The organism is Streptomyces sp. NBC_01426 (genome assembly GCF_036231985.1).
Lineage (GTDB): Bacteria > Actinomycetota > Actinomycetes > Streptomycetales > Streptomycetaceae > Streptomyces.
Window position 1 is genome coordinate 3,581,211 of the sequence record NZ_CP109500.1, and the last position, 17,804, is coordinate 3,599,014.

Sequence of the window (17,804 nt, forward strand, 5' to 3'; positions counted from 1 at the left end):
CCCCTCGGGGACGAATCCGGCCGTACGCCGGGAACGCGGCGCAACGCTCCGTCGTCGCGCCGATACTGAGTGCTTCGCTCCGGGCCCAGAGCGCGCATCCGTTCATGTCATCGCACTCGACGAAGAGGATGAACCGACGTGACGTACGTGAACTCAGCCGACTTCTCCCTCTACCCCGAACTCGACGCGAACGCCCTGCACGCCTTCGTCACCGCCCTCGAAACCGGCGACCTCCACGGCCTGTCCCCCGCCCGCGCCGCCGACGTCGAGGAGGTCCGCTCCGTCGCCGTGTTCAGCCGCGGCAAGGTGACCGGCGCCGACGGGGACCTGCTCGACGCCGCGCTCTGGCGGCACACCGGGTCGGACCCCCGGCCGGTGATCGTGATGCCCTCGCCGTGGACGAACCTGGGCTGGCTCACGTACGCCGTCCAGGGCGCGCTCTTCGCGGCACGCGGCTACAACGTCCTCGCCTACACCGCCCGCGGCTTCGCCGGCTCCGAGGGACAGGTCGACGTGGCGGGGCCGCTCGACGTCGCGGACGGCAGTCGCGCCCTGGACCACATCGTCGAGCGGACCGCCGGGCCGATCACCAGAATCGGGTTCCTCGGGGACTCCTACGGCTCCGGCATCAGCCAGCTCGTCGCCGCGCACGACACCCACGTGGACGCGGTCGTCGCGCTCAGCACCTGGGGCGACCTCGGGGAGGCCTTCCTCGAGAACTCGACCCGCCACGTCGCCGCCGTGAAGGCCCTGCTGGGCGCCGCCTCGAAGGCCCGACTGAGCCCCCGGACACGGAGCGTCTTCGAGAACGTGCTGGCCGACCGCGACATCGAGGGGACCCTGCGGTGGGCGGAGCAGCGCTCGCCCCTCACCCACGTCAAGGAGCTCAACCGGCGCCAGGTCCCGATCCTCTTCGCGCAGGCCTGGCACGAGACGCTCTTCCCGGGCAACCAGACCGTGCGGATGTTCAACGAACTGACCGGCCCCAAGCGCCTCGACCTCTCCATCGGGGACCACTCCGGGCCCGAGACGTCCGGCATGCTCGGCCTGCCGAACCGGATCTGGACGGACGCCCACCGCTGGTTCGACCACCACCTGAGGGGCATCGACAACGGCGTCGCCGACCAGGCCCAGGTGGTCAGCGAGGTGATGTGGGGCAAGGGTCTGGAGCCGCGCGCCGGCTGGTCCGCCGTCACCGAGCGGACCCGGCGCGTGCACCTGACGGGCGGCGGCGAGCTGGCGCACAAGCCCGAGGCCGGCTGGACGGCGGGCGTGGTGTGCGGGGTGGACACCCCGGCGATCGTCGCCGACGCGATCGTGACGGCCGGCCACGCGGAGATGGCGGGCCGGCCGAAGGTCTACCCGACCGGTGCCATCGACCGTGGCGTGGCGGCCGTCTGGGCGGCGCCGCCCGAGGAGGAGACCGCACGGCTGCGGGGCACGCCCCGCCTGCGGGTGACGTACCGGGCGGCGAACCCCGGGTCCACCTTCGTGGCGTACCTGTTCGACACGGCGCCCGACGGGAGCGCGCACCTCGTCACCCACGCCCCGTTCAGCGACCTCGACTCGGCCCCGGACAGCCTGATCCGCGCGGACATCGAACTCCAGGCGACGGCGTACGACGTCCCGCGCGGGCACCGGCTGCTGCTGGTGATCGACGGCCGCGACCCCTTCTACGGCGACGCCAACCTGCCGCGCGCCACGCTGGCCTTCACCTCCCCGGAGGCCACCCCGTCCTTCCTGGACCTGCCGCTCGGCTGAGCCGGAGCGGCGCGAGACCGTCCGCCTCCCCGCGGGCACGGAACCGCCCCGCCGCCCTCTCGTGGGGCGGCGGGGCGGGAGGCGTCCCGGGCGTCCCGGGAAAGGGGAGACGGCTCAGGAGGTCATCAGGGCCCGCTTGCCGATCTGGGAGCGGACCGCGCCCATGCTCGCCGCGATCACCAGGGCGATGGCGAGGGCGTCCAGGGCGGACAGCGCCTGGTGCAGCACCAGGAAGCCGGCCGTCGCGGCGATCGCCGGTTCCAGGCTCATCAGGATCGCGAAGGTGGGGGCGGGCAGCTTGCGCAGGGCCAGCAGTTCCAGGGTGTAGGGCAGCACCGAGGACATCACCGCGACGCCCAGACCGAGCGCCAGCGTGCTCGGGACCAGGAGGTCGGAGCCCGCCTCGACGATGCCCAGGGGCAGGCAGAGGACCGCGGCGACCGCCATGGCCAGGGCCAGGCCGTCCGCCTGCGGGAACCGACGCCCCGTACGCGCGCTGAACACGATGTACGCCGCCCACATCGCGCCGGCTCCGAGCGCGAACGCGGCGCCCAGCGGATCGAGCCCGCCGAAGCCGCCGCCCCCGTGGCCGGCGAGGAGCACGACCCCCGCCAGGGCCAGGCCGGCCCACAGGACGTTGACCAGGCGGCGGGAGACGACCACCGAGAGGGCGAGCGGGCCGAGGACCTCCAGGGTCACGGCCGGGCCGAGCGGGATGCGGTCGATGGCCTGGTAGAAGAGGCCGTTCATGCCGGCCATGGTCACGCCGAACCACAGGACGGTGGTCCAGTCGGCGCGCTTGTACCCGCGCACCTTGGGGCGGCACAGGACCAGCAGGACCAGCGCCGCGGCCGCCAGCCGGAGCGTGACCACGCCCGCCGCACCGGCCCTCGGCATGATCATGACCGCGAGGGCCGCGCCGAACTGGACGGAGACCCCGGCCGAGACCACCAGCGCGACCGGTCCGAAACGGGCGCGGGCACCACCGGACGCGGCCGCCTCGGCGGGGTTCGGGGCGGGCGCGGTCGCGGGTCGGGAGGCGCGTGGGGACACGGGAGGAGTGGACGCGGTCATCTCCCCAGGCTAAGCCGTCTGTAACGGGTGGCAAGCCGTGCTCCGCCTTACATTGGCCACACCACCACACCCCCCGCCGAAGGCCCCGGCCGCGCGTTCCCCGAGGTGACGGGCCCCGCGGCCGCTCCGGACACCGTCCGCGCCGGACGCCGGATCGCGCACCCGCCCTCCGGGACACCGCGTCTCACCGAATGGACGCGGCTCCGAGACGGTGTCCGGGACCCGATACGCTCCGCTCGTGGCTGAGATCCAGATTCCCGCTGACATCAAGCCCGCCGACGGACGCTTCGGCGCGGGCCCCTCCAAGGTGCGGACCGAGGCGCTCGACGCCCTGGCCGCCACCGGTACCTCCCTGCTCGGAACCTCCCACCGCCAGGCCCCGGTCAAGAACCTGGTCGGCTCGGTGCGTCAGGGACTCCGGGACCTCTTCTCCCTCCCCGAGGGCTACGAGGTGATCCTGGGCAACGGCGGCTCCACCGCCTTCTGGGACATCGCGACCGCCGGGCTCATCGAGAAGAAGTCCCAGCACCTCACCTTCGGTGAGTTCTCCTCCAAGTTCGCCACCGCCGCGAAGCTCGCGCCGTGGCTGGACGCGCCGTCCGTGATCTCCTCGGAGCCGGGCACGCACCCCGAGCCGGTCGCCGAGGCCGGCGTGGACGTGTACGCGTACACCCACAACGAGACCTCGACGGGCGTCGCGGCGCCGATCAAGCGGGTCGCGGGAGCCGACGCCGGTTCGCTCGTCCTGGTGGACGCGACCTCGGGCGCCGGCGGTCTGCCGGTGGACATCACCGAGACCGACGTCTACTACTTCGCCCCGCAGAAGTCCTTCGCCTCGGACGGCGGCCTGTGGCTGGCGGCGTTCTCACCGGCGGCGCTGGAGCGCGCGGCGCGCGTGCACGCGTCCGGCAGCCGGCACATCCCGGAGTTCTTCTCGCTGCCGACGGCGATCGACAACTCGCTGAAGAACCAGACGTACAACACCCCGGCGCTGTCCACGCTCTTCCTGCTGGACCAGCAGCTGGAGTGGATGAACAGCCAGGGCGGCCTGGAGTTCACGACCGGTCGCACGGCGGCCAGCGCGCGCAACCTCTACGGCTGGGCGGAGGCGTCGAAGTACGCGAACCCGTTCGTCACGGACGCCGACAAGCGGTCCGCGGTCATCGGCACGATCGACTTCTCCGACGACATCGACGCGGCGGCGGTCGCCAAGGTGCTGCGCGCCAACGGCATCGTGGACACCGAGCCGTACCGCAAGCTCGGTCGCAACCAGCTGCGGGTCGCGATGTTCCCGGCGATCGACCCGGCGGACGTGCAGGCGCTGACCGCGTGCATCGACCACGTGATCGAGAAGCTCTGATCCGTTCCCTGCCCCGTTCTCCCCGAGGCCCCCGGTGACGTTCGCGTCGCCGGGGGCCTCGGCGTTCGCGGGTTCCCGCAGCGGCTTCCGCGCCGGGACCTTGGTCCCAAAAATCGGGGCAAAGAGCCCGCAAACGGAGCGTCCCGCAGGCCGCCGCGGCCTGCGGTTTCACACCGGGGGACCTTCGGCCGGGCCCCCTCGGGGCCCGCACCACCCCTGCAACCAAAGCGCCCCGGATGTCCCTCATGTCTGATGTGCCGGGAACGAACCCCGGCCCGTTCAGGAGGAACTCCATGCGCAAGGCATTCACCATCTCGGGCATCGTCCTCGCCTCGTCGATGGCCCTCGGCGTCGCCGGCACCGCGTTCGCCGCCGACGCACCCCACCCGACCCCCACGAGCAGCGCGAGCACCGGAACCGGCATCGCCGGCGGTGCGAAGACCGGCACCACCGACGCGAGCCTGAAGCTGTCCGCCTCCACCGCCAAGCCGGGCGCGAGCGTGGAGATCAGCGTCACCGCCCCCGAGGGCTCCACCTCCCTGGCCGTCTCCTCCGCCGCGCTGGGCGACGTCAAGCTGACCGAGGGCAAGAGCGGCACCACCTGGACGGGCACCGCCAAGGTCGCCGACGTCAAGGACGGGAACTACGGCGTCGCCCTCACCGGTTCGGCCCCGGGCGGCAAGGTGCAGGCCACCGCGCAGCTGACGGTCAAGGCCGGCGCACCGGACCCGAAGCCGCAGTCCCCCACCCTGCGCCTGTCCAAGGACTTCGGCCGCCCCGGCGACAAGGTGGCCGTCACCGTGACCACGGGCGCCGGCGACCAGAGCGCCCAGGTGAAGTCCGGCGCCTTCGCGGGCGGCCAGGTCAACCTGACGAGCGACGGCAAGGGCACCTGGACCGGCACCGCCGTCGTCGCGAACGACGTCAAGACCGGCTACTACGGCGTGGACGCCTTCGCGGGCGGCAAGAAGTTCGACACCGTGAAGTTCTCCACCGAGGCCTCCGGCCACGACAAGAAGCCCGACGTGAAGCCGGTGACCCCCGTGAAGCCGGTGACCCCGCTGAAGCCGAGCGAGCACAAGAAGCCCAAGGGCTCCGTGAACACCGGCCAGGCCCCCCTCACCGCCACCGGGACCGAAGCCGGGACCGCCGCCGGGGCCGTTCAGGACGCGACCCGCAATGCCTGACCTGCCCACCCTCCGCCGGGGCGGCCGCGCACGCCGCGCGGCCGCCCTGGCGGGCACCGCCGGCCTCGCGGTCGTCCTCGCCTCCGGCTGCTCCGCCGCCGCCGACAGCACGGCCGCCCCGGTCGCGGCCCACCGGGCCGACGTGCTGACGCCCTCCGTCCCGGACCGCGTCGCGATCCCCGACATCCACGTCGACGCACCCCTCGACACCGTCGGGCTCGACGCCGAAGGGGTGATGCGGGAACCGGACTTCGCGAAGCCCAAGGACGCGGCCTGGTACAAGGACGGTCCGACGCCGGGCGAGGCCGGAGCCGCCGCCATCGTCGGCCACATGGACACCCCGCAGGCGCCCGAGGCCGTGTTCTTCAACCTCAAGAAGCTGAAGAAGGACGAGCCGATCCGGGTCCACCGCACCGACGGCAGCACCGCCGTCTTCGCCGTCGACGCGGTGGACACCTACAAGAAGGACGCGTTCCCCACCGACAAGGTCTACGGGGACACCCGCGGCAAGGCCGAACTGCGCCTGATCACCTGCGGCGGAGCCCTCACCGCGGACCGTCACTGGGACTCCAACGTGGTCGTGTACGCGCACCTCACCGGCCGGGAGTAGCCCGGCACGCGATACCTTCAGGAGTTCGGCCCGGTTCGGCTCGGCAATTCTTGGAGGCAGCGGCGTGAGCGTGCGAGTAACGGCGGCCCAGGGTGGCGTGGACCCCTTCGGCACGGCCCGGCTGCGGCGCGGGGTGCTCGACGCCTGGGGCGCGGGCCCCTCCCGGTTCCGCGAGGACGCCAACGCCGAGGAGGACCTGGCGCTCGGCGGCTACCGGGACCGGCTCGTCGTGGAACTGGCCCAGAACGCCGCCGACGCGGCGGCCCGCGCCCGGGTCCCGGGCCGGCTGCGGCTCACCCTGCACCCGGGCGAGGGCGGGCAGGCGGTGCTCGCCGTCGCCAACACCGGCGCCCCGCTGGACGCCACGGGCGTGGAGTCGCTGAGCACGCTGCGCGCCTCCGCGAAGCGGGAGCCCGCGGCCACCGCGGCGGACGGTGCGGCCGGGTCGGCGGAGACCGTGGGGCGCTTCGGCGTCGGCTTCGCCGCCGTCCTGGCCGTCTCCGACGAACCGGCGGTGCTCGGCCGGCACGGCGGTGTCCGCTGGTCCCTGACCGAGGCCCGCGAACTGGCCCGGGACGCCGCCAACGGCAGCCCCGGACTCGGCGACGAGCTGCGCCGCCGCGACGGCCACGTACCGCTGCTGCGCCTGCCGTTGCCCGCCGAGGGCACCGCCCCCGAGGGGTACGACACCGTCGTGGTGCTGCCGCTGCGCGACGGCGCCGCCGAGGAACTGGTGGAGCGGCTGCTGGCCGGCATCGACGACGCCCTGCTGCTGACCCTTCCCGGGCTGCGCGAGGTCGTCGTGGAGACCCCCGCCGGCGGACACCGCGTGCTGTACCGGCGCACCGAGGGCCCGTACACCGTCATCGAGGACTCCGCCTCCGGCACCCACCGCTGGCGCACCGTGCGCCACCACGGCCCCATCGCAAAGGAGTTGCTCGCCGACCGGCCCGTCGAGGAACGGCTGCGGCCCACCTGGACGATCACCTGGGCGGCGCCCGTGGACGCCGACGGCGCGCCCGTGCACCCGCTCACCGCGCCGGTGGTGCACGCGCCGACCCCGACCGACGAGCCTCTCGGCATCCCCGCCCTGCTGATCGCCTCGCTGCCGTTGGACACCAGCCGCCGGCACCCCGCGCCGGGGCCGCTGACCGACTTCCTCGTGCAGCGGGCCGCCGACGCGTACGCCGAACTCCTCGGCTCCTGGGACCCGGTGAGCACCGGCCTCGTCGACCTGGTGCCCGGCCCGCTCGGCAAGGGCCCGCTGGACGGGGACCTGCGCGCGGCCGTGATCGAGCGGTTGCCCCGTACGGCCTTCCTCGCGCCGGCCGCCCCCGCCGAGACCCCCACCCCCGAGACGGCCGAGGAACGCTCCGCCCTGCGGCCCTTCGAGGCCGAGGTGGTGGAGGGCGCCGGTTCCGACACCGTGAACGTCCTCGCCGAGGTGCTGCCGACGCTGCTGCCCGCCGGCCTGGAACGCCGCGCCGAACTGCGCACCCTGGGCGTCGGCCGGCTTCCGCTCGGCGACGCCATCGAACGGATCGCGGGCATCGAGCGGACCCCCGAGTGGTGGTACCGGCTGTACGACAGCCTCGCCGGCGTGGACCCCGACCGGCTGTCGGGGCTGCCCGTGCCGCTGGCCGACGGACGCACCGCGATCGGACCCCGCCACATCCTGCTGCCCGGCGCCGACACCCCGCCGAGCCTGGCCCGGCTCGGCCTGAAGGTGGCCCACCCGGACGCGGCGCACCCGCTGCTGGAGAAGCTGGGCGCGCTCCCGGCGACCCCGCGCTCCGTGCTGACCACCCCGCAGGTCCGGGCGGCCGTGGCCGCCTCCATGGACGCCGGCGAGATCTGGGACGAGGACGGCGTCGACTCCGACGAACTCGTCGAGATCGTCCTGACCCTGGTCCGTGACGCCGACCTGGCGCCCGGCGACGAACCCTGGCTGGGCGCGTTGGCGCTGCCCGACGAGGACGGGGAACTCACCCCGGCGGGTGAACTCCTGCTGCCCGGCTCGCCGTTGGCCTCGGTCATCCGCGAGGACGAGGTGCCCTGCCTGGATGCCGAGCTGGCCGAACGCTGGGACGCCAACACACTGACCGCCGTCGGGGTGCTGGCCACGTTCCAGCTGGTGCGCGCCACCGACGTGGTCCTGGACCCCGACGAACTGGAGCCCCGTGACGGGGACTTCGCCGAACCGGACGACGCGGGCCTGCTCGACGCGGTGGACGTGTGGTGCGAGGACCTGCTGGACCAACTGCCGGACACCCCGCTGCCGCCGGTCGCCACCGAGCTGATCGCCGTACGGGACCTCGACCTGGTCGACGACGACTGTTGGCCGCAGGCGCTGGCCATGCTCGCGCAGCCGCCGCTGCGCGACGCCCTCACCCAGCCCGTGCGGATCCTGCTCCCGGACGGCACCACCCGCTCCGTGCGCTCGTACACCGCCTGGTGGCTGCGCGACCATCCGGTGCTCGACGGCCGCCGCCCGGCGGGACTGCGCGCGGCCGGCGGCGACCCGCTGCTCGCGGGCCTGTACGCCTCGGCGGACGCCACCGGGTTCGAGGACGAGCAGGTGCTGCGCGCCCTCGGCGTACGCACCACCGTGGCGGCCCTGCTCGACGAGCCCGGCGGCGCGGCCGAACTCCTGGGCCGGCTCGCCGACCCGGACCGCGAGGTCTCCGACCGGCAGCTGCACGCCCTGTACGGGGCGCTGGCCGACCTGGACCCGGAGCAGGTCACCCTCCCCGACGACCTGCGGGCGGTGGTGGACGGCGAGGTCCGCGTGGTCGACGCGGCCGACACGGTGATCGCGGACGCCCCCGACCTGCTGCCGTTGACGGCCGGTCTGCCGCTGCTGCCGGTCGCCCCGGCGCGCGCCGCCGACCTGGCGGAGCTGCTCCAGGTGCGCCGCCTGTCGGACACCGTGCCGGCCGAGGTCAGCACGCCGGGCGAGGAGCACGAGGTCCCGGAGTCGGTGCTCCGGCTGCTGGGCCCGACCACCCCGCTCCGCTACGTCGAGCACGAGGAACTCGTGGCGGGCGGCACCGAGCTCGAATGGCGCCGCACCCCGGACGGCACCCTGCACGCCTCGACCCTGGAGGGCGTGGCGGCGGGCCTGGCCTGGGCGGCGGGCCAGTGGCCGCGCCGCTTCGAGGTCGCGGCCCTGCTGGAGGACCCCTCGCGCACGGCGGAACTGGCCCGCGACCGCTGGTTCGATTGACGGGCCCTTCGGGTGGGTCAGGCCGGGAACTTCCGGTCGACCCACCTGAAGGTGAACTCGATCAGGGCCGCCGCGATCACGGCGATGCCGACGGCCGTCCACGGCATCACGGCGCCGACCAGTTTCAGTTCGAAGAACTCCTGGAGCCAGGGCACGACGAGGACGATCAGGAAGGCCGCGCCCATCGCGCCGACCAGGGCGACCCGCCACCAGGTGTAGGGGCGGGCGATGATCGCCAGGACCCACATGGAGGTCAGGAACAGCGCCAGCGTCGCCGCGCTGGTCTCGGCCTCCAGGGCGTTCGGGCCGCTGTAGTGGTGGCGGGCGATCAGGTACGTCACGAAGGTGGCGATCGCGGCGATCACGCCGCCGGGGATCGCGTAGCGCATCACCCGTTTCACGAAGTGGGGCTTCGCGCGCTCCTTGTTCGGTGCCAGGGCCAGGAAGAAGGCCGGGATGCCGATGGTGAGGGTGGAGAGCAGCGTCAGGTGGCGCGGCAGAAACGGGTACTCGACCTGCGAGCAGACCACGAGGACGGCCAGCAGCACCGAGTAGACCGTCTTCGTGAGGAAGAGCGTCGCGACCCGGGTGATGTTGCCGATGACCCGGCGGCCCTCCGCGACCACCGAGGGCAGGGTGGAGAAGCTGTTGTTGAGGAGCACGATCTGGGCCACGGCCCGGGTCGCCTCGGAGCCGGAGCCCATGCTCACGCCGATGTCGGCGTCCTTGAGGGCGAGCACGTCGTTGACGCCGTCGCCGGTCATCGCGACCGTGTGGCCCTTGGACTGGAGGGCGGCGACCATGTCCCGCTTCTGCTGCGGGGTGACCCGCCCGAACACGGCGTTCTCGTCGAGGACCCGGGCCATCTCCGCCTGGTCGGCCGGCAGCTTGCGGGCGTCGACCGTGTTCTGCGCGCCCGGCAGACCGAGCTTGCCGGCGACCGCGCCGACGGAGACCGCGTTGTCACCGGAGATGACCTTGGTCTTGACGTCCTGGTCCTCGAAGTAGCGCAGGGTGTCGGCGGCGTCGGGGCGCAGCCGCTGTTCCAGGACGACCAGGGCGGTGGGCTTGACCCCGACGGCCACGGCCGGGTCGTCGAGTTCGCGTCCGGAGCGGGCCAGCAGGAGGACGCGCAGCCCCTCCTCGTTGAGGGCGTTGATCTCGTCGAGGGCCGGGTCCCCGGCCGGGAGGAGGACGTCGGGGGCGCCGAGCAGCCAGGTGTTGTTCTCGCCGTCGCCCTCGCTGAAGCCGGCGCCGCTGTACTTGCGGGCGGAGGAGAAGGGCAGCGACTCGGTGCACCGCCAGTCGGCGCTGTCGGGGTAGGCGTCGATGATGGCCTGGAGGCTGGCGTTGGGGCGGGGGTCGGATTCGCCGAGCGCGCCGAGGACCTTCTGTACGTAGGCCGGGTCCGCGCCGCCGAGGGGGCGCAGCTCGGTGACGTCCATGCCGCCCTCGGTGAGGGTGCCGGTCTTGTCGAGGCAGACCACGTCGACGCGGGCGAGGCCCTCGATGGCGGGGAGTTCCTGGACGAGGCACTGCTTGCGGCCGAGCCGGATGACGCCGATGGCGAAGGCGACGGAGGTCAGCAGGACGAGGCCCTCGGGGATCATCGGGACGATGCCGCCGACGGTGCGGGCGATGGCGTCCTTGAGGTTGTTGTCCTTGACGACGAGCTGGCTGATGATCAGGCCGATCGAGGTCGGGATCATCATCCAGGTGACGTACTTGAGGATGGTGGAGATGCCGGAGCGCAGCTCGGAGTGGACGAGCGTGAAGCGGGAGGCCTCTTCGGCCAGCTGGGCGGCGTAGGCCTCGCGGCCGACCTTGGTGGCGGTGAAGGCGCCGCCGCCGGCGACCACGAAGGAGCCGGACATGACGGGGTCGCCGGGCTTCTTCAGCACCGGGTCGGCCTCGCCGGTGAGGAGCGATTCGTCGATCTCCAGTCCGTCGGCCTCGCCGACGATCCCGTCCACGACGACCTTGTCGCCGGGTCCGAGTTCGATGACGTCGTCGAGGACGATCTCGGAGGTGGAGATCTCGCCGGTGGCGCCGTCGCGGCGGACGCTCGGTTTGGCCTCGCCGATGACGGCGAGGCCGTCGAGGGTCTTCTTGGCGCGCAGCTCCTGGATGATGCCGATGCCGGTGTTCGCGATGATCACGAAGCCGAACAGGCTGTCCTGGATCGGGGCGACGATCAGCATGATCACCCAGAGCACGCCGATGATGGCGTTGAAGCGGGTGAAGACGTTCGCGCGGACGATCTCGGAGGTGGACCGCGAGGACCGCACGGGGACGTCGTTGACGTCTCCGCGCGCGACGCGTTCGGCGACCTCGGCGGTGCCCAGCCCACCCGGCTTGAAGCGGGGAGCGGGCGGCTTGATCGGGTGGACCGGGTCCAGCTCGGCCCCCGCGTCGATGGCCGTGCCGACCGGGGCGCGGCCGGCGGTGCCACCACCGGCGCCGCCCCCGCCGGTCGGCCGCGGTCCCTCGGATTCGGTCTCTGCCCGCTGCGTCATGCTTTCGACGGTAAAGGGCCTTCGAACGCTTCACCCGCCGAGCAGGACGAAGATCCGACTTCGGGATGACCCGAATCCTCCCCCGGGACTCCCCTCACCCTCGGCGAGGGGGCCGAAGGAGGACTGGACCCCGGGGCCCTACTGTGCTCCGGCCGCGCCGGACCCGTCGGCCGCGGCGGCCTGCTGTTCCTTGTGGCGCTTGATCGCCGCCTCGCGACCGCGGGCGTACCAGATGCCGAACAGGCCGAGGGCCGCGCCGGCGAGCGGGGTCCAGACCCACCACAACATGCCCCGGTCGGCGAACCACCCGTAGAACGGGAGCTGAACGAGGAAGAGGACGAACCAGATGATCGTGCCGCCGACGACGGTCGCGACGACGGGACCCTCCAGGGGCTCGGGGGCCTCGTGCTGTGCGGTCCATTTCGCCATGTGTCCAAGTCTAGGCGGCGCGAATCGCGGTCTACGCGCGGAGATGGACGCTCCGTCGCTCATGTGTTCATACTGAAACGGTTTGCCTGCGACCGGATTTACTCGTACGAACCACCAAATGACCCCTTGAGGACCGCATGAGCACCTCGGCACCCGCCGCGGCCCCCACCAACGCCATGGAGCGCCACTTCAAGATCTCGGAGCGCGGTTCTACCGTCGCCCGCGAGGTCCGGGGCGGCCTGGCGACCTTCTTCGCGATGGCCTACATCATCGTGCTCAACCCGATCATCCTGGGCAGCGCGAAGGACATGTACGGCCACCAGCTCGACGGCGGTCAGCTCGTCACCGCCACGGTCCTGACGGCCGCGTTCTCCACCCTGCTCATGGGGGTCATCGGCAACGTCCCCATCGCGCTCGCGGCCGGCCTCGGCGTCAACACCGTCGTGGCCCTCCAGCTCGCCCCCCGGATGAGCTGGCCCGACGCCATGGGCATGGTGGTGCTGGCCGGCTTCGTGGTGATGCTGCTCGTCGCCACCGGCCTGCGCGAGCGGGTCATGAACGCCGTCCCGCTGGGCCTGCGCAAGGGCATCGCGATCGGCATCGGCCTGTTCATCATGCTGATCGGCCTGGTGGACTCGGGCTTCGTCACCCGCATCCCGGACGCCGCGCACACCACGGTCCCGCTCCAGCTCGGCGGCAACGGCCACCTGGACGGCTGGCCCGTACTCATCTTCGTGCTCGGCGTGCTGCTCACGCTCACCCTGCTGATCCGCAAGACCCCCGGCGCGATCCTGATCTCCATCGTCGTCATGACCGTGATCGCGGTCGTCGTGCAGCTGGTCACCGACCTGCCGGCTGCCGCCTGGGGGCTGACCGTGCCGGAGTGGCCGGGCAACCCGGTGGCCGCGCCCGACTTCGGGCTCGTGGGTCAGGTCAGCCTCTTCGGCGGCTTCGAGAAGGTCGGGATGCTCACCGGCGTCCTGTTCGTCTTCACCGTGCTGCTGTCCTGCTTCTTCGACGCCATGGGCACCATCCTGGGCGTCGGCGACGAGGCCAAGCTGACGCGGCCGGACGGCACCTTCCCCGGCATCAACCGGGTGCTGCTGATCGACGGACTGGCCGTCGCCTCGGGCGGCGCGACCTCCTCCTCCGCCACCACCTGCTTCGTGGAGTCCACGGCCGGCGTCGGCGAGGGCGCCCGCACGGGCCTGGCGAACGTCGTGACGGGCGGCCTCTTCGCCGTGTCGCTGTTCCTCACGCCGCTGGCGACCATGGTCCCGTCCCAGGCGGCGACCCCCGCACTGATCGCGGTGGGCTTCCTGATCCTGGCCGGATCGATCAGGGACATCGACTGGAGCGACTTCACCATCGCCGTCCCGGCCTTCCTGGCCATGGTGATGATGCCCTTCACCTACTCGATCACGAACGGCATCGGCATCGGCTTCATCAGCTTCTGCGTCCTGCGCCTGACGACCGGCCGGGGCCGCGAGGTCCCGCCCGCCATGTACGTCGTCGCGGCGGTGTTCGTCTTCTACTACGCGATGCCCGCCCTCGGCCTCACGTAGCCCGAACGGACCAACCGGTCCGCACATCCTCCCGAGAGCCACGACAGTCACGGCAGTCGCGGGGTCACGGGAGTCACGGGAGTCACGGGACACCCTCAGGTGAGCCCGTAGAACTTCTCCGTCTCGTCGACGGCCGTCTTGAACCGCTCGTCGAAGTCGTCGCGAATGAGCGTCCGGACCACGTAGTCCTGGACGCTCATTCCGCGTTTGGCCGCATGAGTCCGGAGGCGTTCGAGCAGCTCCCCGTCTATGCGCATGCTCAGCACATGTGTCCCCATGCCGAAAGAGTCGGGGCAGGGGCCGTGGACGCGGGTCGCTTTTCGGAACCAACTCACCCTTACGAGTGACAGCGCCGCAACCCGCGCATGGTGTGAGGTGTGACGCCTGAAACCGGGTGTTCCTTAGGGAGAGTAATGAGTTATTCTAAGGAACATGCACGACCTTTCCCATGGTGACGACGCCGCCGCCGTGAACGATCTCCGCTCCGCCGTCATGCGGCTGGGCCGCCGACTCAAGCACCAGCGGGTCGACGAGTCACTGAGCCCGACCGAGATGTCGGTGCTCGGCACACTCGCCCGCTGCGGCCAGGCCACCCCCGGTGAGCTGGCCCGGCGCGAGCACGTACAGCCGCCGTCGATGACCCGCATCGTCGCGTTGCTGGAAGCCAAGGGACTGGTCAGGCTGGAGCCGCACCCCGACGACCGCCGCCAGAAGGTGGTCAGCCAGACCGAGGAGGCCGAAGCGATGCTCGAAGAGAGCCGTCGCAAGCGCAACGCCTTCCTGGCCGGGCTCGCGGCCGAGCTGACCGAGGACGAATGGGCCAAGCTCCGCGAGGCCGCGCCCGTCCTGGAGAAGCTCGCGCACCTGTAACCGCACACGCCAGGAGGCGACACTTTTGAGTACGGGAACCGGAGCAAACTCCGCACCCGGCCACATATCCACCATCGACGACGCAGCTGGGCACAAGCAGTCCATGTTCAGCTCGCTGAAGATCCGCAACTACCGGCTCTTCGCCACGGGACAGGTCGTCTCGAATACCGGCACCTGGATGCAGCGCATCGCCCAGGACTGGCTCGTCCTCTCCCTGACCGGCTCCGCCTCGGCCGTCGGCATCACCATCGCCCTGCAGTTCCTGCCGATGCTGATGTTCGGCCTCTACGGAGGCGTACTCGCCGACCGGCTGCCCAAGCGGCCACTGCTGCTGGCCACCCAGAGCGCCATGGGCCTCACCGGCATCGCGCTCGCCGCGCTCACCCTGGCCGGCAACGTCCAGGTCTGGCACGTGTACCTCGCCGCCTTCCTGCTCGGCCTCGTCACCGTCGTGGACAACCCGGCGCGCCAGACGTTCGTCTCCGAGATGGTCGGCAAGGACCAGGTCGCCAACGCGGTCAGTCTGAACTCCGCCAACTTCCAGTCCGCGCGGCTGGTCGGCCCGGCGATCGCCGGCGTGCTGATCACCGCCGTCGGCTCCGGCTGGGCCTTCCTGCTGAACGGGCTGTCCTTCGCCGCCCCCATCGCCGGCCTGCTGATGATGCGGACGAGCGAACTCCACCCGGTGGTGCCGCAGCCGCGCGCCAAGGGGCAATTGCGCGAGGGCCTGCGCTACGTCGCGGGCCGGCCGGAGCTGATCTGGCCCATCGTGCTGGTCGGGTTCATCGGGACCTTCGGGTTCAACTTCCCGATCTGGCTGTCGGCCTTCGTCAGCGATGTCTTCCACGGCGACGCGGGCACGTACGGGCTGTTCAACACCCTGATCGCGGCCGGTTCCCTGGCCGGCGCCCTGCTGGCGGCCCGACGCGGCCACTCCCGGCTGCGGGTGCTGGTGGCGGCCGCCGTGCTGTTCGGCCTGCTGCTCACCGTGACCGCGTTCGCGCCGGGGTTCTGGCTGTTCGCGGCGCTGCTCGTGCCGATCGGCATGTTCGGCCTGACGGTCAACGTCACCGCGAACTCCAGCGTGCAGATGGCCACCGACCCCGAGATGCGGGGCCGCGTCATGGCCCTGTTCATGATGGTGTTCACCGGCGGCACCCCGCTGGGCGCACCGCTGGTCGGCTGGATCACGGACACCCACGGGGCGCGCGCCGGCATGGCCGCCGGCGGTCTGATCTCCCTGGCCGCCGCGCTCGCCATCGCGGTGGTGCTGTCCCGGGTCGGCAACCTCCGGCTGCACGTGAGCCGGCGCGGGGTGGCCTTCGTGCCCTCGGACCGCACCCGCGAACTGGTCGCCGCCGCCTGACCCCGCCGCCTCCGCCGCCCCGATCCGGCCGGCGGAGGCACCCCGCGGCGGACCGGCCGCGCTACCGTCGGGGCATGAGGCTGTTCGCCGCCGTGATGCCGCCCCCGCCCGCCGTCGCCGCACTGCGGGACGCCGTACGCGCCCTGCCGCCCGAACCGGGCCTGCGCTGGACCGCGGAGGCCGGCTGGCACTTCACCCTCGCCTTCATGGGCGAGGTCCGCGAGGCCGTGCTCCCCGACCTGCACGCCCGCCTGGCCCGCGCCGCCGCCCGCACCGAGGCGTTCTCGCTGCGGTTCCACGGCGCCGGGCACTTCGGGGAGAACACCCTGTGGGCCGGGGCCGCCGGCGGGCTCGACGGGATGCGGATGCTCGCGGAGCGCGCGGACGCCGCCGCCCGGCGGGCCGGCGTCCCGATGGAACAGCACCACCGGTACACGCCCCACCTGACCCTGGCCCGCGGCCGGACCGGCGGCGGCGTGGACCTGGGCCCCCTGCTGGAGTCCCTCGCCGGCTTCGAGGGCGCGCCCTGGCGGGTCGACACCCTCAGCCTCGTGCGCAGCAACCTGCCCGTGAGCGGGATCCCGGGCGAGCAGCCCCGCTACGAGGTCGTCGGCGCCTGGCCCCTGGCCGCGACCCGCTGACCCGGCTGGGCGCCGGCCGGGCCGCGGGCCCGGCGGGCATGACGCACGTCTCGCAGCCCCCGGCCCGAGGGCCGGGGGCTGCCGCGTTAGTCTCGACGGGTGGATCCGAAGACCAGAAACCGTGTCATGGCCGGTGTGCTCGTGTTGATGTTCGTCGTCGTCGCCGTCGCGGCGGCCGTCGGCCAGTAGCCGCCCGCCCCTCCGCTACCAGGCAAAGGCCTCCGGCGAGGCTCCCGGACCCGGGAAGATCTCGTCGAGGCCCGCCAGGACCTCCTCCGAGAGCTCCAGTTCCACCGCGCGCAGCGCCGACGCGAGCTGCTCGGGCGTCCGCGGGCCGACGATCGGCCCGGTGACCCCCGGACGGGTCAGCAGCCAGGCCAGGGCGACCTCGCCGGGCTCCAGGCCGTGCTTGTCCAGCAGGTCCTCGTACGCCTGCACCTGCGCCCGTACGGAGCTGTTGGACAGCGCGTCCGCCGAACGGCCGGACGCGGTGCGACCCGACTCCGCGGACTTGCGGATGGCCCCGCCCAGCAGCCCGCCGTGCAGCGGCGACCACGGGATGACGCCGAGCCCGTACGCCTCGGCGGCCGGGATGACCTCCATCTCGGCGCGCCGCTCGGCCAGGTTGTAGAGGCACTGCTCGCTGACCAGACCGAGCCGGCCGGCGCGCGCGGCGCTCTCGTTGGCCTGGGCGATCTTCCAGCCGGGGAAGTTCGAGGAGCCCGCGTAGAGGATCTTCCCCTGCTGGATCAGGACCTCGACGGCCTGCCAGATCTCCTCGAAGGGGGTCCGCCGGTCCACGTGGTGGAACTGGTAGACGTCGATGTGGTCGGTGTTCAGGCGCTTGAGGCTGGCGTCGACCGCCCGCCGGATGTTCAGCGCCGAGAGCCGGTCGTAGTTGGGCCACGACTCGCCCTCCGGGGCCATGGAGCCGTAGACCTTGGTGGCGAGGACCGTCTTCTCCCGACGGCGGCCGCCCTGGGCGAACCAGGTGCCGATGATCTCCTCGGTCCGGCCCTTGTTCTCGCCCCAGCCGTACACATTGGCCGTGTCGAAGTAGTTGATGCCGGCGTCGAGGGCCGCGTCCATGATGGCGTGGCTTTCGGGCTCCCCGGTCTGGGGGCCGAAGTTCATGGTGCCGAGTACAAGTCGGCTGACCTTGAGGCCGGTGCGTCCGAGCTGCGTGTACTTCATGGGTC

At 72.3% G+C, this 17,804-nt stretch carries 14 protein-coding genes; 9 read left to right on the forward strand and 5 right to left on the reverse strand.

Going from position 1 to position 17,804, the window contains the following annotated elements; all coding sequences use genetic code 11:
* The first annotated feature begins 138 nt into the window (after positions 1-138).
* On the forward strand, positions 139-1,761 hold the full coding sequence (locus tag OG906_RS15740; RefSeq protein WP_329443411.1) for an alpha/beta fold hydrolase: 1,623 nt from the start codon (positions 139-141) through the stop codon (positions 1,759-1,761).
* Between the two features lie 114 nt (positions 1,762-1,875).
* On the opposite strand, the gene OG906_RS15745 is transcribed toward OG906_RS15740, so the two are convergent.
* On the reverse strand, positions 1,876-2,835 hold the full coding sequence (locus tag OG906_RS15745) for an EamA family transporter (RefSeq protein ID WP_329443412.1): 960 nt from the start codon (positions 2,833-2,835) through the stop codon (positions 1,876-1,878).
* 238 nt (positions 2,836-3,073) lie between these two features.
* Between OG906_RS15745 and serC the strand changes: the two genes are divergently transcribed.
* From serC to OG906_RS15765, 4 genes are all read left to right on the forward strand, one after another.
* Positions 3,074-4,195: a phosphoserine transaminase gene (gene serC / locus OG906_RS15750; RefSeq protein ID WP_053681038.1), complete on the forward strand. Its 1,122-nt coding sequence runs from the start codon at positions 3,074-3,076 to the stop codon at positions 4,193-4,195.
* A gap of 293 nt (positions 4,196-4,488) precedes the next feature.
* Positions 4,489-5,382: a hypothetical protein gene (locus OG906_RS15755; RefSeq protein ID WP_329443414.1), complete on the forward strand. Its 894-nt coding sequence runs from the start codon at positions 4,489-4,491 to the stop codon at positions 5,380-5,382.
* Positions 5,375-5,992, forward strand: coding sequence for a class F sortase (locus OG906_RS15760; RefSeq protein ID WP_329443416.1), 618 nt, complete (start codon positions 5,375-5,377; stop codon positions 5,990-5,992). Before OG906_RS15755 ends, OG906_RS15760 begins: the two co-directional genes overlap by 8 nt.
* 64 nt (positions 5,993-6,056) lie before the next feature.
* On the forward strand, positions 6,057-9,218 hold the full coding sequence (locus tag OG906_RS15765; RefSeq protein WP_329443418.1) for a sacsin N-terminal ATP-binding-like domain-containing protein: 3,162 nt from the start codon (positions 6,057-6,059) through the stop codon (positions 9,216-9,218).
* A 17-nt stretch (positions 9,219-9,235) separates the two neighbouring features.
* Here OG906_RS15765 and OG906_RS15770 read toward each other — a convergent pair whose 3' ends face one another.
* A complete protein-coding gene (locus OG906_RS15770) occupies positions 9,236-11,734 on the reverse strand; it encodes a cation-translocating P-type ATPase (RefSeq protein WP_329443420.1) in 2,499 nt (832 codons plus the stop codon).
* 138 nt (positions 11,735-11,872) lie between these two features.
* Entirely contained in the window at positions 11,873-12,163 is a 291-nt protein-coding gene (locus OG906_RS15775; RefSeq protein WP_329443422.1) for a DUF2530 domain-containing protein, read from the reverse strand.
* A 137-nt stretch (positions 12,164-12,300) separates the two neighbouring features.
* Here OG906_RS15775 and OG906_RS15780 point away from each other — a divergent pair, with 137 nt between their 5' ends.
* Complete coding sequence (locus OG906_RS15780; RefSeq protein ID WP_329443424.1) at positions 12,301-13,728, forward strand: NCS2 family permease; 1,428 nt, start codon at positions 12,301-12,303, stop codon at positions 13,726-13,728.
* A 95-nt stretch (positions 13,729-13,823) separates the two neighbouring features.
* Here the strand turns inward: OG906_RS15780 and OG906_RS15785 are convergent, their stop codons facing one another.
* Positions 13,824-14,006: a ribbon-helix-helix protein, CopG family gene (locus tag OG906_RS15785; protein WP_078999227.1), complete on the reverse strand. Its 183-nt coding sequence runs from the start codon at positions 14,004-14,006 to the stop codon at positions 13,824-13,826.
* 154 nt (positions 14,007-14,160) lie between these two features.
* On the opposite strand from OG906_RS15785, the gene OG906_RS15790 reads away from it, so the two are divergent.
* The 3 genes from OG906_RS15790 to thpR all read left to right on the forward strand — a co-directional run bounded on the left by OG906_RS15790 (position 14,161) and on the right by thpR (position 16,605).
* Positions 14,161-14,598, forward strand: a complete 438-nt coding sequence (locus OG906_RS15790; RefSeq protein WP_266574971.1) for a MarR family winged helix-turn-helix transcriptional regulator — start codon at positions 14,161-14,163, stop codon at positions 14,596-14,598.
* Between the two features lie 25 nt (positions 14,599-14,623).
* Positions 14,624-15,964 (forward strand): MFS transporter, encoded by a 1,341-nt coding sequence (locus OG906_RS15795; protein ID WP_392899820.1) that lies wholly within the window; start codon positions 14,624-14,626, stop codon positions 15,962-15,964.
* Between the two features lie 74 nt (positions 15,965-16,038).
* Positions 16,039-16,605 carry an RNA 2',3'-cyclic phosphodiesterase gene (gene thpR / locus OG906_RS15800; protein WP_267799076.1) on the forward strand — a complete coding sequence of 189 codons (567 nt, stop codon included), beginning with the start codon at positions 16,039-16,041 and terminating at the stop codon, positions 16,603-16,605.
* Positions 16,606-16,809: 204 nt separating this feature from the next.
* Here thpR and OG906_RS15805 read toward each other — a convergent pair whose 3' ends face one another.
* Positions 16,810-17,799: an aldo/keto reductase gene (locus OG906_RS15805; protein WP_329443430.1), complete on the reverse strand. Its 990-nt coding sequence runs from the start codon at positions 17,797-17,799 to the stop codon at positions 16,810-16,812.
* Between the last annotated feature and the right edge of the window lie 5 nt (positions 17,800-17,804).

Excerpts from the sequence above, each read along its gene's own strand:
- OG906_RS15745 (WP_329443412.1), bottom strand. The coding sequence starts at position 2,835 with ATGACCGCGTCCACTCCTCCCGTGTCCCCACGCGCCTCCCGACCCGCG.
- OG906_RS15755 (WP_329443414.1), top strand. The coding sequence starts at position 4,489 with ATGCGCAAGGCATTCACCATCTCGGGCATCGTCCTCGCCTCGTCGATG.
- OG906_RS15760 (WP_329443416.1), top strand. The coding sequence starts at position 5,375 with ATGCCTGACCTGCCCACCCTCCGCCGGGGCGGCCGCGCACGCCGCGCG.
- OG906_RS15770 (WP_329443420.1), bottom strand. The coding sequence starts at position 11,734 with ATGACGCAGCGGGCAGAGACCGAATCCGAGGGACCGCGGCCGACCGGC.
- OG906_RS15775 (WP_329443422.1), bottom strand. The coding sequence starts at position 12,163 with ATGGCGAAATGGACCGCACAGCACGAGGCCCCCGAGCCCCTGGAGGGT.
- OG906_RS15780 (WP_329443424.1), top strand. The coding sequence starts at position 12,301 with ATGAGCACCTCGGCACCCGCCGCGGCCCCCACCAACGCCATGGAGCGC.
- OG906_RS15785 (WP_078999227.1), bottom strand. The coding sequence starts at position 14,006 with ATGGGGACACATGTGCTGAGCATGCGCATAGACGGGGAGCTGCTCGAA.
- OG906_RS15790 (WP_266574971.1), top strand. The coding sequence starts at position 14,161 with ATGCACGACCTTTCCCATGGTGACGACGCCGCCGCCGTGAACGATCTC.
- thpR (WP_267799076.1), top strand. The coding sequence starts at position 16,039 with ATGAGGCTGTTCGCCGCCGTGATGCCGCCCCCGCCCGCCGTCGCCGCA.
- OG906_RS15805 (WP_329443430.1), bottom strand. The coding sequence starts at position 17,799 with ATGAAGTACACGCAGCTCGGACGCACCGGCCTCAAGGTCAGCCGACTT.